The 12,518-nt window shown below is 73.2% G+C and carries 14 protein-coding genes; all 14 read right to left on the reverse strand.

What is annotated here, in order from left to right; all coding sequences use genetic code 11:
- Positions 1-11: 11 nt before the first annotated feature.
- Complete coding sequence (locus ACWC9T_RS16060; protein ID WP_449821670.1) at positions 12-1,016, reverse strand: proline racemase family protein; 1,005 nt, start codon at positions 1,014-1,016, stop codon at positions 12-14.
- 72 nt (positions 1,017-1,088) lie between these two features.
- Positions 1,089-1,952, reverse strand: a complete 864-nt coding sequence (locus tag ACWC9T_RS16065) for a dihydrodipicolinate synthase family protein (protein WP_449821709.1) — start codon at positions 1,950-1,952, stop codon at positions 1,089-1,091.
- 128 nt (positions 1,953-2,080) lie between these two features.
- On the reverse strand, positions 2,081-3,556 hold the full coding sequence (locus ACWC9T_RS16070) for an FAD/NAD(P)-dependent oxidoreductase (protein ID WP_449821671.1): 1,476 nt from the start codon (positions 3,554-3,556) through the stop codon (positions 2,081-2,083).
- The gene (locus ACWC9T_RS16075) at positions 3,537-3,860 is read right to left on the reverse strand and encodes a (2Fe-2S)-binding protein (protein ID WP_449821672.1); all 324 of its coding nucleotides are present in this window, start codon (positions 3,858-3,860) and stop codon (positions 3,537-3,539) included. Before ACWC9T_RS16075 ends, ACWC9T_RS16070 begins: the two co-directional genes overlap by 20 nt.
- Before the next feature lie 17 nt (positions 3,861-3,877).
- A complete protein-coding gene (locus tag ACWC9T_RS16080; RefSeq protein WP_449821673.1) occupies positions 3,878-5,038 on the reverse strand; it encodes an NAD(P)/FAD-dependent oxidoreductase in 1,161 nt (386 codons plus the stop codon).
- Positions 5,039-5,155: 117 nt separating this feature from the next.
- A complete protein-coding gene (gene tatC, locus ACWC9T_RS16085) occupies positions 5,156-6,049 on the reverse strand; it encodes a twin-arginine translocase subunit TatC (protein ID WP_449821710.1) in 894 nt (297 codons plus the stop codon).
- Positions 6,050-6,206: 157 nt separating this feature from the next.
- On the reverse strand, positions 6,207-6,515 hold the full coding sequence (gene tatA, locus ACWC9T_RS16090; protein WP_449821674.1) for a Sec-independent protein translocase subunit TatA: 309 nt from the start codon (positions 6,513-6,515) through the stop codon (positions 6,207-6,209).
- 214 nt (positions 6,516-6,729) lie between these two features.
- The gene (locus tag ACWC9T_RS16095) at positions 6,730-6,906 is read right to left on the reverse strand and encodes a hypothetical protein (RefSeq protein ID WP_449821675.1); all 177 of its coding nucleotides are present in this window, start codon (positions 6,904-6,906) and stop codon (positions 6,730-6,732) included.
- 27 nt (positions 6,907-6,933) lie between these two features.
- Positions 6,934-7,140 (reverse strand): hypothetical protein, encoded by a 207-nt coding sequence (locus ACWC9T_RS16100; RefSeq protein WP_449821676.1) that lies wholly within the window; start codon positions 7,138-7,140, stop codon positions 6,934-6,936.
- Positions 7,141-7,167: 27 nt separating this feature from the next.
- The gene (locus ACWC9T_RS16105; protein ID WP_449821677.1) at positions 7,168-8,124 is read right to left on the reverse strand and encodes a helix-turn-helix transcriptional regulator; all 957 of its coding nucleotides are present in this window, start codon (positions 8,122-8,124) and stop codon (positions 7,168-7,170) included.
- Positions 8,121-9,101, reverse strand: coding sequence for a helix-turn-helix transcriptional regulator (locus ACWC9T_RS16110; RefSeq protein ID WP_449821678.1), 981 nt, complete (start codon positions 9,099-9,101; stop codon positions 8,121-8,123). Before ACWC9T_RS16110 ends, ACWC9T_RS16105 begins: the two co-directional genes overlap by 4 nt.
- 199 nt (positions 9,102-9,300) lie before the next feature.
- A complete protein-coding gene (locus ACWC9T_RS16115) occupies positions 9,301-9,684 on the reverse strand; it encodes an FKBP-type peptidyl-prolyl cis-trans isomerase (protein WP_396249413.1) in 384 nt (127 codons plus the stop codon).
- 160 nt (positions 9,685-9,844) lie between these two features.
- Positions 9,845-11,161 (reverse strand): FKBP-type peptidyl-prolyl cis-trans isomerase, encoded by a 1,317-nt coding sequence (locus ACWC9T_RS16120; protein ID WP_449821679.1) that lies wholly within the window; start codon positions 11,159-11,161, stop codon positions 9,845-9,847.
- 290 nt (positions 11,162-11,451) lie between these two features.
- On the reverse strand, positions 11,452-12,441 hold the full coding sequence (locus tag ACWC9T_RS16125) for an FKBP-type peptidyl-prolyl cis-trans isomerase (protein ID WP_449821680.1): 990 nt from the start codon (positions 12,439-12,441) through the stop codon (positions 11,452-11,454).
- Positions 12,442-12,518: the final 77 nt, after the last annotated feature.

The raw sequence follows: 12,518 nt of genomic DNA on the forward strand, positions 1-12,518 counted from the left end.
AGTTGAACGGATCAGAGCAGGAAGCCCGCCGGGAACGGGTCGTCCGGGTCGAGGAAGTACTGGGCGGTGCCGGTGATCCAGGCCCGCCCGGTGACGGTGGGCACCACCGCGGGTCGCCCGGCCACCTCGGTCTCCTCGACCAGCCGCCCGGTGAAGGTCGTCCCGATGAAGGAGTCGTTGCGGAAGTCCCGCCCCAGCGGCAGTTCGCCGCGCGCGTGCAGCTGCGCCATCCGCGCCGAGGTGCCGGTGCCGCAGGGTGAGCGGTCGAACCAACCGGGGTGGATGGCCATCGCGTGCCGGGAGTGCTCGGCGGTGGAGCCGGGGGCGAGCAGCTGGACGTGGTGGCAGCTGTGGATGGAAGGGTCCTCCGGGTGCACCGGCCGGTCGGGGCCCGCGTTGATCGCGGCCATCAGCGCGAGGCCGGCGTCCAGGATGTCCTGCTTGTGCTCGCGCTCGAACGGCAGCCCGAACTCGGCGAGCGGCAGGATGGCGTAGAAGTTGCCGCCGTACGCGAGGTCGTAGCCGACCGTGCCGTAGCCGGGCACCTCGATCTTGCGGTCCAGCGCGACGGAGTACGAGGCCACGTTGCGGATGGTCACCGCCTTGGCGGCGCCGTCCTCGACCCGCACCTCGGCGATCACCAGCCCGGCGGGCGTGTCCAGCCGCACCGTGGTGACCGGCTCGACCACCGGCACCATTCCGGTCTCGACCAGCACGGTGGCCACCCCGATGGTGCCGTGCCCGCACATCGGCAGCAGCCCGGAGACCTCGATGTAGAGCACCCCGAAGTCGGCGTCCGGCCGGGTCGGCGGCTGCAGGACGGCGCCGCTCATCGCCGCGTGGCCGCGCGGCTCGTACATCAGCAGGGTGCGGAAGTGGTCCAGGTGCTGCTGGAAGTGCACCCGGCGTTCGGCCATCGTGGCGCCGGGGATGACGCCGAAGCCGCCGGTGATCACCCGGGTCGGCATGCCCTCGGTGTGCGAGTCGACGGCGTGGAACACGTGACGGCTGCGCATGGCTCACAACTCCCATGGGGGTGTCGGTCGATGGAGGCCGGCTGCCGCCGCAGCCGGCCGGAGGTCGGTGGACTACGCGAGCCCCTCGGCCAGAGCCTTCTCGGTGGCCGCGCGCACGGCCGCCTCGACCTCCGGCACCAGCGGCTGCCGCGGCGCCCGGACCGGCCCGCCGGGGCGCCCGGCGATGTCCATGGACAGCTTGATGGCCTGGACGAACTCGGTCTTGGAGTCCCAACGCAGCAGCGGGTGCAGCGACTTGTACAGCGGCAGCGCGGTCTCCACGTCGCGCTTGACGGCCGCGTCGTAGAGCGCCACCGAGGCCTCCGGCAGCGCGTTCGGGTACCCGGCGATCCAGCCGACCGCACCGGCCAGCGCCAGCTCCAGCAGCACGTCGTCGGCCCCGATCAGCAGGTCCAACCCGGGGGCCAGCTCGGCGAGTTCGTACGCCCGGCGGACGTCCCCGCTGAACTCCTTGACCGCCACGATCGAGCCCTCGCCGTGCAGTTGGGCGAGCAGTGCCGGCACCAGGTCGACCTTGGTGTCGATCGGGTTGTTGTACGCGACGATCGGCAGGCCGGCCTTGGCGACCTCCGCGTAGTGTGCGCGCACCGAGTCGTGGTCGGCCCGGTAGGCGTTCGGCGGCAGCAGCAGGACGGAGCCCGCCCCGGCCTCGGCGGCCTGCTCGGCCCAGCGGCGGGACTCGGCGCTGCCGTAAGCGGCGACTCCGGGCATGACCCGGGAGCCGTCGCCGGCCGCCTCGATCGCCACCTCGACGACCCGGGCGCGCTCCTCGGCGGTGAGCGTCTGGTACTCACCCAGCGAGCCGTTGGGGACGACGCCGTCGCAGCCGGACTCGATCAGCCAGCGGACGTGCTCGGCGTAGGCGTCGTAGTCGACGGAGAGGTCCGGGCGCAGCGGGATCGCGGTGGCGACCATGATGCCGCGCCAGGGACGGGTGGTGTCGTGCTGGGTGATGGACACGTTGAGCTCCTTGGTGAGGTGTGACATTTTATAAACGAAAACAGGTCGGAGACAAGGGTCCCCGCCCCGCACGTTCGACGGACCTACGGACTGACGGGCCAGTCGTCACCCGAGGCCGAATCCGACGCTGAGGCCGAGGATGGCGCCGGACCCGAGCCCCCCGCCGCCAGCTGCGACAGCGGCACCGGGCAGGCCAGCGGCCGCCGGTCCGGACCCGCAGCACCCGATCCCACAGCGCCCGATCCCGCGGCACCCGACAGACAGGCCACCGCCGGACCGCACATCCGCCCCTGGCACCAGCCCATCCCCGCCCGGGTGAGCAGCTTGACGGTCCGCGGATCGCCCGCGCCCAGTTCCTCCACCGCCTCCCGCACCCGCGCGACCGGGACCTCCTCGCACCGGCACACATCGGTGTCCGGCCGCAGCCACCCGGTCCAGCCGACCCCCGGCCGGTGGGCGCCCGCCATCAGCTCGGCGAAGGCCCGCAGCCGCGCCTGGCGGCGCAGCAGCGCGGGCTCCGGCGGCACCCCGGCGATCGCGTGCGCGGCCAACTCCCCCTCGGCCAGCGCGAGGTCCGCGCCGCCGACGCCATTGGTCTCCCCCGCCGACCACAGGCCCGGCACCGAGGTGGCCAGCCCGGCGTCCACCCGCAGCGCGACCGCCCCGTCCGGCCCGGTCTCGGTGTCCGCGCCCAGCTCAGTGGCGAGGTCGATCTGCGGCAGCAGCCCGTGCCCGACGGCGAGCGCGTCACAGTCGATCCGCCGCTCGGTGCCGGGCCGCGGCCGCCAGTCGACGTCCAGCCGGGCCACCGTGACGCCGGTGACCCGGTCCGTCCCGTGCACCTCCACGACGGCGCTCCGCCGCCGCAGCCGGACCCGGTGCCGCAGCAGCGCGCTGCCGTGCCCGGCGCCCTCGACCAGCTTGGCGGGGACGGCCGCCAGCACGCCGGGGCGCCGGGCGTACCCGAGGTAGTCACTCGCCTCGACCACCGCGGGGACCTCCGCCCCGGCGCTGACCAGCGAGGAGGCCGCCGCGAGCAGCAGCGGTCCGCTGCCGGCCACCACGATCCGCCTCCCGGGCAGTACCAGCCCGGCCTTGAGCATCGCCTGCGCGCCGCCCGCGGTGACCACCCCGGGCAGGGTCCAGCCGGGGAAGGGCAGCTGCCGCTCGTACGCCCCGGTGGCGAGCAGCACCGACCGGGCCCGGACGGTGTCCCGGTCACAGGCCTCGGGCCCGCGGGTGACGTGCACCGCGAAGCCGTCTGCGATCCGCTCCAGCGCCCAGACCTGGTGGCCGCCCCGGAACTCGGCCCGCTCGGCGGCGGCGAGCCGCGCGGCCAGCCCGGTGTAGACCGACCACCCGTGGTGCAGCCGGTCCGGCCGGGCCGCGCCCAGGCCGGGCGCCGGGTGCCGGTAGTACTGCCCGCCGGTGGTCTGCCCGCCGTCCAGCAGGACGCAGCGCAGTCCGAGGTCGGCGGCGGTGACGGCGGCGGCCAGCCCGGCTGGCCCGGCCCCGACCACCGCGAGGTCGTAGCGGGTGTCAGACTGCGAGGTCGGCACGGCCGTGGCCCTCCTGGGTGGTGACGACGGTGCCCGGCTCGGCGGGCAACAGGCAGGTGCGCTGGTTGGCCCGGCCGTTCACGGTGGCCAGGCAGTCGAAGCAGGCGCCGATCCCGCAGAACACCCCGCGCGGCCGCCCGCCGACCCGGGTGGTGCGCCAGGCGAGCACACCGTCGGCCCAGAGCGCGGCGGCGATCGACTGCCCGGACAGGGCGCGGACCGGCCGCCCGTCGAACTCGATGTGGTGGGCGGGCCCGGGCTCGGCCTCGACCAGCCCGGCGGGGGTGCGGCGACGACGGTTCACAGCTTCTCCAAGGAGTCTCACGCGGCCGGGAACCGGTCCGCACGGAACGGCGCGAGGTCCAGCTCCGGCTGCTTCCCGGTCAGCTGCTCGCTGATCAGCAGCCCGGTGGCCGGCGCCAGCCCGATCCCGGCCCCCTCGTGCCCGCAGGCGTGGTAGAGCCCGGGCACCCGGGGGTCCGCCCCGACGGCGGGCAGGTGGTCCGGCAGGTACGGACGGAAGCCCCGGTAGACGCGCATCACGACGACGTCCGCGAGCACCGGGAACAGCTCCGCGGCCTGGCCGGCCAGTCGGCACAGCACCTCCTGGGAGAGGGTGCGGTCGAAGCCCACCCGCTCCCGGCTGGCCCCGATCAGCACCGGCCCGCCGGGGGTGCCCTCGACCACGGCGGAGGTCTGCAGCCCGGCCGAGCCGCTGGCGACGTCGGCCACGTAGTCGGCGGCGTAGACCTTGTGCCGGACGATCCGCGGCAGCGGCTCGGTGACCAGGACGAAGCCGCGCCGGGGCATCACCGGCAGCTGCACCCCGGCCAGGGCGGCCAGCTCGCCGCCCCAGGTGCCGGCCGCATTGACCACGGCGGGCGCGGCCAGCCGGCGCCGGTCGGTCCGTACGCCGCGCACCGCGCCGTCCGGGCCCCGGTCCACCGCCGTCACGCTCTCCCCGGTGATCAGCTCAGCGCCCATCCGGCGGGCCTCGCGCAGCAGGTGGGCGGCGGCCAGGGCGGGCTGGACCTGGGCGTCCTGCGGGTAGTGGAAGCCGCCGGCCAGCCCGGGGGCGAGGTGCGGCTCCAGCTCGCGCAGCCGCTCGCCGGGGACCTCCTCGGCGGCCACCCCGGCCGCCGTCTGCCCGGTGGCGAAGGCCCGCAGCGCCTCCTGCCCGGCCGTCGTCGCGGCGACCACCACCCCGCCCTTGGGCTCGTACTCCACGGCCGGGCCGAGCTCCTCGGCGAGGTCCCGCCAGAGCCGGGCGCTGAGCAGGGCGAGGTCGAGCTCGGGCCCGGGCTCCTTGTCGGAGATCAGCACGTTGCCCTCGCCCGCCCCGGTGGTGCCTCCGGCGACCGGCCCGCGGTCGACGACGGCGACGGCGAGCCCGGCGCGGGCGGCGTAGTAGGCGCAGGCGGCGCCGACGACTCCGGCGCCGACCACGACGACGTCCAGGGGAGGTCTCTGGGTCTTCAGCACGCCAGTAATATGTCACATGCCATCAACAGTGCCAAGACCGCTCCGCGCGACAGGACGGCGAAAGGCCCCGGCCCTCCGCGGGAAGCGGCGGCCGGGGCCTCACGAAGACCTGTCAGCTCAGGTGATGTCGTCCATCTGCTCCCGGTGCGAGGCCGGCACCGGCGCGGCACTGGCCGTCGGCGCCGCCGAGGCGCTCACCGACTCCGCGCCGTCGACCTCCTGCACCGTGAGGTCCAGGTGCGAGGCCTCCTCGTCGTCCAGGTCGGCGTCCGGGTTGTTGCGCCGCTTGCGCCGGTCGTTGAGCAGCGCGATGGCCACCGCCAGGAAGTACAGCGCCCAGATCGGCGCCGACAGCAGCAGCATGCTGACCGGGTCGGCGCCCGGGGTCGCGAACGCGGCGAACACGGTGATGGCCATGACCATCCCGCGCCACCAGCTGAGCAGCCGCTTGCCGGTCACGATGCCGACCATGTTGAGCATCACCAGCAGCAGCGGGAACTCGAAGGCCAGGCCGAAGACCAGCACCATCCGGGTGGCGACGTCGAAGTAGTCCTCGGGCGGCAGGATCGGCATGGTCTCGTTCGGGGTGAACGAGATCAGCATCTCGACCATGGTCGGCATCACCATGATCGCGCAGGCCACACCCGCCAGGAACAGCGGGGCGCCGCAGGCCATGAAGACGATCGCGTACTTCTTCTCGTGCTTGTGCAGACCGGGCGCCACGAAGGCCCACACCTGGTACAGCCAGACCGGGACGGCCGCCACCACGCCCGCGGTCAGCGCGACCTTCAGCATCCAGTTGAAACCGGCGGTGAGGCCGATGTTGGACACCTGGGCGCAGCGCCCGTGGTAGTTGCCCGCGTCCTGCTTGTCGCACTGCGGCAGCGGCTGGAGCAGGAAGTGCTCGATCTGCTTGTGGTAGATCGCCGCGATGACCGCGAACAGCACGATCGCCAGGACCGACTTGACCACGCGGTTGCGCAGTTCCCGCAGGTGGTCGGCGAGGGCCATCCGCCCCTCAGGATCCTTGGGCGCCTTCTGCGGCGCCTTGGAGAGCTTGCTCAACCCCGGTCCTCAACTCGTGCGTCGAGGCCCGCCGGTCGACGGGCCTCCATGGTCGCGTGCATCGCCTGCACCACGTGCGTCGGGCACGTCACGTGCGCCGCGCTCAGTGCGGGCGGTCGCCGTCGGGCGCGGACGGCCCGGCGCTCGGCCCGGCGACCGGGCGGGCCGTGGCCGACGCGCCCGGAGCCGCCTGGATGGTCTTGGCCGACGACTGAGCCGGACCGTCGACCCGCGGCGCGGCCGCCGGTGCGCTCCCGTCCGAGGCGCTGTCCGAGCGCATCGCCCTGGTCTCGCTCTTCAGGATCCGCAGCGACTGCCCCAGCGAACGCGCCAGATCGGGCAGCCGCTTGGATCCGAACAGCACGATGGCGAACACCACGATCACCACGATCGCGGTCACCGACAAGCGCATGTGTCGACCACCTTCAGCCTCCGCGGCCCGACAGGCCGCCCGCCGCGGATGGTAACCGCTGCGGATGACGCCCCGACGACGGCCGTCCGAACAGGACAGCGGCCCCCGGTTCGCAGTTCAGGAGCCTCCTGAGAGCGTAACCCGCCCCTACCTCCGTACAGCAGCCCCCGTACTGCCGACGGCCCAGCCGTGCTACCCGGTCCGGCCCGGGCGGCTAGCGGCTCGGCACCGCCGAGGCGAGCTCCCCCGCCGCCTCGGCCAGCGCCCGCGAGGCCGCGTCCACGCCCTTGGCCAGCGCCCGAACGTCCGTCCAGAGCCGGATCGCGAGGACCCCGAGGACCAGCAGGCCCGCGGTGGCGAGCAGGACGGCGGCGACGAGCATCCAGGACATGCGCCCCACCCTATCGCCAGGTGAGCGTCACCCCTCCGCCGGGACGAGCCGCATGGTGCGGACCCCCGCCCCGGTGAGCGCCTCGACGATCTTCTCCCCGGCCGGCTTGCGCACCGCCGCCCCGCAGAGCGGGCAGCCGAAGCTGTAGTGCGCCTGCGCCGTGGTCCGACCGAGGGTCAGCCGGAACTCCTCGGCGGGGAGCTCCACCTTCTCCCGGCACTCCGAGCAGTACACCTTGAATCTGGTCCCGGGCTCCACCGCTCAGACCCGCCCCTCCCCGTAGGCGGCCAGCGCCTCCCGCGCGGCCGAGCGCGCCTGCTCGGCCAGCTCGGACGGCAAGACGATCCGGCCGTCCCGGCCCAGCCGCAGCGCCAGCGGGCGCAGCTGGGAGGGGTCGGCGCTGCGCAGCGTGATCCGCAGCCCGCCGTCGGGCAGTTCCTCGGCCCGGTCGTGGGTGTAGTACTCGGCCACCCAGCGCCCGCCGGAGGAGACCTCCACCACGACCTCGGGGTCGTCGGCCGCCGGGTTGACCAGCCCGCCGCTCAGGTCGCGCGGCTCGCGCCGGGGCGGGTCGGCCGGGACGTCCAGGACGCGGATCTCGGCGACCCGGTCCAGCCGGAACATGCGGTGGTCCTCGGAGGTGCGGCACCAGGCTTCGAGGTAGGTGTGGCCCTCGGTGAGCAGCCGGATCGGGTCGACCTCGCGCTCGGTCATCCCGCCGCGCCCGTGCGAGTAGTACCGCAGCCAGAGCCGGCGGCCCTCGCTGAGCGCGCGGTCGATGTCGGCGAAGACGTGGCTCTCGGCCTCGAAGGTCACGCCGACCCGGGCGCTGCCCTCGGCGCTCTCCCCGGCGGCGTTCTCGATCTTGGCGACGGCCCGGGTGAGCGCCTCCCGGTCGCCGGCCCGCAGGCCCGGCAGCCCCGCCACCGCGCGGGCGGCCACCAGCAGCGCGGTGGCCTCGTCCGCGGCCAGCCGCAGCGGCTGGGCCACGTCGTCGACGTTGTGCCACCAGATCCGCTCGCCGTCGGTGTCGATGTCGAGCAGGTCACCGCCGCGGAAGCTGGTGCCGCACATCGGCAGCACGTTGAGGTCCCCGATCAGCTCGCGCTCGCTGATCCCGAAGGCCCGGGCCACCTCGGCGACCTCGGCCCCCGGCCGCTCGCGCAGGTAGGTGACCAGCGACAGCATCCGTCGCGTCTGGTCGATCGCATTGCTCATGCCCGCACATCCTCCGAGTCCAGCCCCGCGACCGCCCGCAGCCGGTCGATCACATCCGCCCGCAGCTCCTCCGGCCCGAGTACCAGCACGTCCGGCCCGAACTCGGCGAGGTCGGCGCCCAGCCCGTTGCCGTACGGGATCTCCAGCTCGTCCCAGCCCTCGTCGACCCGGGAGCTGCTCAGCGCCTTGGTGCGCAGCGGGAAGCCGGCGCCCCGGCGGACCCGGACGGTCGCGGTGGCGGTGGCGCCCTCCCCGGCGAACTTGGCCACGGTGGCCCGCACGTCGACGTGCTCGGGCACCGTTCCGAGGAAAGCCCCGTTCCTCGCCTTCACCTTGCCCGTGATCCGGCTGAGCCGGAACACCCGGGCGTCGCCCCGGTCGCGGTCGTAGCCGGCCAGGTACCAGTGCCCGCGCCAGCACTCCAGCGCCCACGGCTCGACGCTGCGCTGCTCGACGACGGCGGCCCCGGCCTTGCGGTACTCGAAGGTCACCGGGCGGCGGTCCCGGGCGGCGGTGAGCAGCGGCTCGAACGCGGCCTCCCGGGCCGGGATGCGCGGCTCCAGGGCGGTACGGCCCTCGGCCTCGCTGAACGGCACCCCGGCCGCGCGCAGCTTCTGCAGCGCTCCGCTGGCCGCGCCGGACATCTTGGCCTGCTGCCAGACCCGGGCGGCCAGGGTCAGCGCGGCGGCCTCCTCGGCGTCCAGCGCGATCTCGGGCAGCCGGTTGCGGTCGGCACGGGCGAGGTAGCCGAGCTCGCCGTCCAGGGCGCTCTCGTCGACGTCGATCACCAGGCCGAGCTCGCGCAGGTCGTCCTTGTCCCGCTCGAACATCCGGTTGAAGGCGTCCTCACTGCTGTTCTGCCAGGCCTCGCGGTACGCCTCGATGGATTCCCGCAGCTCCTTCTTGGAGAGCGGACGTCTGGTGTTCATCAGGCACAGGGCGAGATTCATCAGCCGCTCTGCCTTGGCGATCGCCATCGCTGACCCTTCCGGTGTGCCGCGCCGCGCGCGGGGTGCGCCAACCGGGCGATCCTCACCCGGCGGGACCGACCGTACCGGTAGCGGTACGCACTGCAAAAGCCGCGCCCCACGCCTGATCGCCGCGACCTGCCGTTCGGGCCCGAACATGCCCGTGGGCCGGGCCCCCGGAGGGGTCCGGCCCACGGGCACGGCCGACTCAGACGGCCAGCAGGTCGACCACGAAGATCAGGGTCGAGCCCGGCGGGATGGCCGGGGTCGGCGACTGGTTGCCGTACGCCAGGTGCGAGGGGATGGTCAGCTCGCGGCGGCCGCCGACCTTCATGCCGACGACTCCCTGGTCCCAGCCCTTGATGACGCGGCCGCCGCCCAGCGGGAAGCGGAACTCGTTGGGGCTCCGGTTCCAGCTCGCGTCGAACTCCTCGCCGGTCTCGAAGGTCACGCCGACGTAGCGGACGCTGACCATCTGACCCGGCTTGGCCTCCTCGCCGTCGCCCACGACGATGTCACGCTTCTGCAGCTCCGTCGGGGCATCGCCGATCGGGAAGTCGATCTCAGGCTTCTCGTTCAGGTTGACGCTCACAATCCCTCTTCTCACGTTCGCGTTGCTTACACGACCAAGCGGCGGGCGCCCGCACCCGGTCCGTTCCCGGACCACGGTACGGGCGCCCGCCGCCCGTTGGGCCCCGGCCACGCGGCCGGACCCGAAGGTCACACGTCGACCATTGTCACCCGAAAGTGGATCAGCCCTGACCGGCGTCCAGGATGTCCACCACGAAGACCAGGGTCGCGCCGGGCGGGATGTCGCCCTGGCCCTTGTCCCCGTAGCCCAGCGAGGCCGGGATCACCAGCTCGACCCGGCTACCGACGGTCTGGCCCACCAGGCCCTGGTCCCAGCCCTGGATGACCTGGCCGCCGCCGACCGGGAAGGAGAACGCCTGGCCCTTGCTGAGCGAGGAGTCGAAGATCTTGCCGTCCTTGAACAGTGCGCCGGTGTACTGGACGACGACCTTCTCACCCTTCTCCACCGCCGGCCCGGTGCCCTTGATCAGGACATGGGACTTCAGCTCGGTCGGGTCCTTGGCGCCGGCCACCGGGGTGATCTCGGCCGGCTTCTTGCCGTTGTCCTTGACCTGCGGGAAGTCCGCCGGCGGCGGGGTCACGGTGCCGCTCACCACCGCGTCGGGCGCGTTGGTGTTGCGGATGTCGATCACGAAGATCAGGTCGTCCTTGGCGCCGATCGACATGTCCGGCTTGCCCTGGGAGCCGAAGGCGGCGGCCGGCGGGGCCACCACCAGCACCCGGCTCCCGGCCTTCTTCCCGATCACGGCTTGGTCCAGCGCCGGGATCAGCGCGTCGGTGCCGGCCTGGAAGATCTGCGGCTTGCCGTTGTTGTCGTACGAGCTCGGGATGTCCTTGCCGGTGTTCCAGTCCTTGGCGGTGTAGTCCACCGAAGTCCAGGAGTTCTTGTCCACCTTGGGGCCGCTGCCCTCGGACAGCACCTTCACCACGAACGAGCCGTCGGACTTGTCGCCCGGCACCTGGATGTCGGCCTTCTTGCCGAAGTCACCGGTGATCGTCGGCAGCACCTTGGCGGTGTCCTTGATCGGCGGCACCGGCTCGGCGCTCGGCGTGGGCGGCGCGGTCTTGGCCGCGTCCGGCTTGGCGGCCGAGGCACTGTCCTTGGAGTCGTCCTTGTTCACCATGTAGAGCGTGATGCCGCTGCCGACCAGCAGCACGGCCAGCACCGTGCCGAGGATCACGCCCAGCTTGCCCACGCTCGGCGGGTTCTCGTCGTACCCGGCTTCCGAGCTGTCGGACTTGCGCACATTGCTGGCGAAGATCTGCGGGGCGTCGTCCGTCTTGGTGCCACCCGCGGCGCGCGACTTCTCGCCGGGCTGCGCCCAGCCGGCCTGCTGCGCCAGGATCGCCGGGGGAACGACGATCGACTCGCGGTCCCCGGCAGCCGGGCCGCCGGAACGGGAGGCGGCCGGGTCACCCGCAGAGCTGTCGTTCGCCGCGGTGCCGGCCCCGCCCGGGCTCGGCGTCTTCTCAGTCATGACTCCCCATCCATCTCGCCACGAGGTCTTCCAGGTATGCGCCCGGCGTGGTGAGCGCCGGCCTCTGCCGCCGTACCGCCCGCCCCGGACCTCGGCGCCGGGCGGCGCCTGCCACAGTGCGAGGGCAGTATGACAGCTCAGGATGAGGGCGGACGCGTCGTTGTACGAGCGTCCGCCCAAGCGTACGGAATCCTCCGGGTGACTTCGAGGGCCTGCCCGGAGGATCCTTGCCGGGTCCGCGACGCTGCGGCCTGACGACAGGAGCCTCCGGACAGGCCCGGGACCGCCCGCTAGACCGCTTCCAGGATGTCGATCACGAAGACCAACGTGGAGTTCGCCGGCACCGCACCCTGCGCCTGGTCCTTGTAGCCGAGCGCCGGCGGCACCACCAGCTGGACCCGGCTGCCCACGGTCTGCCCGACCAGGCCCTTGTCCCAGCCCTCGATCACGCTGCCGGTGCCGATCTGCACCGCCTGCGCGCCGCCGTGCGTCCAGGAGGAGTCGAACTGCTGCCCGTTGCTCCACAGCACCCCGGTGTACTGCACCACCAGGGTCTGCCCGCTCTTGACCTGCTTGCCCTCGCCCTTGATCAGCACCGCCTGCTGCAGGTCGGTGGGCGCGGCCTGCCCGGCCGGGACGGTGATCGTCACCGGCGCCTTGCCGTTGTCCTTGACCTGCGGCAGCGTCGCGGCGGGCTCGGTCATGTTCCCGCTCAGGGTGGAGTCCGGCGGCAGGCTGTCCATGATGTCCAGCAGGAACACCACGGTGTCCCCCGGGCCCACACCCAGCTGGCCGGAGCCCTTGTCCGCGAAGGCCGCCGCCGGCGGGGCCACCACCAGCAGCCGGGTTCCCACCTTCTTGCCGATCACGCTCTGGTCCAGCGCCGGCACCAGCTGCCCGCTGCCGGCCTGGTAGAGCTGCGGCTTGCCGCTCGGGTCGTACGAGCTGGGCAGGTCCTTGCCGGTGGTCCAGTCCTTCGCCGAGTAGTTGACGGTCACCCAGTCACCCTTGTTGACCGTCGACCGGTCGCCCTCGACCACGGTGTTCACCACGAACTGGCCGCTGGGCCGCTGCCCCTCGGGGATGGTGATGGTGGCCTTGCTGCCGAAACCGCCACCCGAAAGAGTGGGCATCGGCGAGGCCTCGGAGACCGGCGCGGGCACCGTCGGAGCGGCGGTCGCGGTGGACGGCGTCGCCGGGCCGGGCGCCTTGGTCGAGCTGCTGCAGGCGACCGCGAGCAGCAACGGCAGGGTGAGAAGCAAACCGGCGGTGCGGCGCACGGTGGTCCTAACTGTCGGTCGAAGTCGGCTCTCCTGACTCGACGGACAGCGTATGCCCGGCATGCGTCCGGCCCCGG

It is taken from the genome of Kitasatospora sp. NPDC001159 (assembly GCF_053598235.1).

Bases quoted from the DNA above. Each gene is read 5' to 3' on its own strand.
- tatC (WP_449821710.1), bottom strand. From the start codon at position 6,049: ATGGCCCTCGCCGACCACCTGCGGGAACTGCGCAACCGCGTGGTCAAG.
- ACWC9T_RS16105 (WP_449821677.1), bottom strand. From the start codon at position 8,124: ATGAGCAATGCGATCGACCAGACGCGACGGATGCTGTCGCTGGTCACC.
- ACWC9T_RS16095 (WP_449821675.1), bottom strand. From the start codon at position 6,906: ATGTCCTGGATGCTCGTCGCCGCCGTCCTGCTCGCCACCGCGGGCCTG.
- tatA (WP_449821674.1), bottom strand. From the start codon at position 6,515: ATGCGCTTGTCGGTGACCGCGATCGTGGTGATCGTGGTGTTCGCCATC.
- ACWC9T_RS16065 (WP_449821709.1), bottom strand. From the start codon at position 1,952: ATGGTCGCCACCGCGATCCCGCTGCGCCCGGACCTCTCCGTCGACTAC.
- ACWC9T_RS16060 (WP_449821670.1), bottom strand. From the start codon at position 1,016: ATGCGCAGCCGTCACGTGTTCCACGCCGTCGACTCGCACACCGAGGGC.
- ACWC9T_RS16120 (WP_449821679.1), bottom strand. From the start codon at position 11,161: ATGACTGAGAAGACGCCGAGCCCGGGCGGGGCCGGCACCGCGGCGAAC.
- ACWC9T_RS16110 (WP_449821678.1), bottom strand. From the start codon at position 9,101: ATGGCGATCGCCAAGGCAGAGCGGCTGATGAATCTCGCCCTGTGCCTG.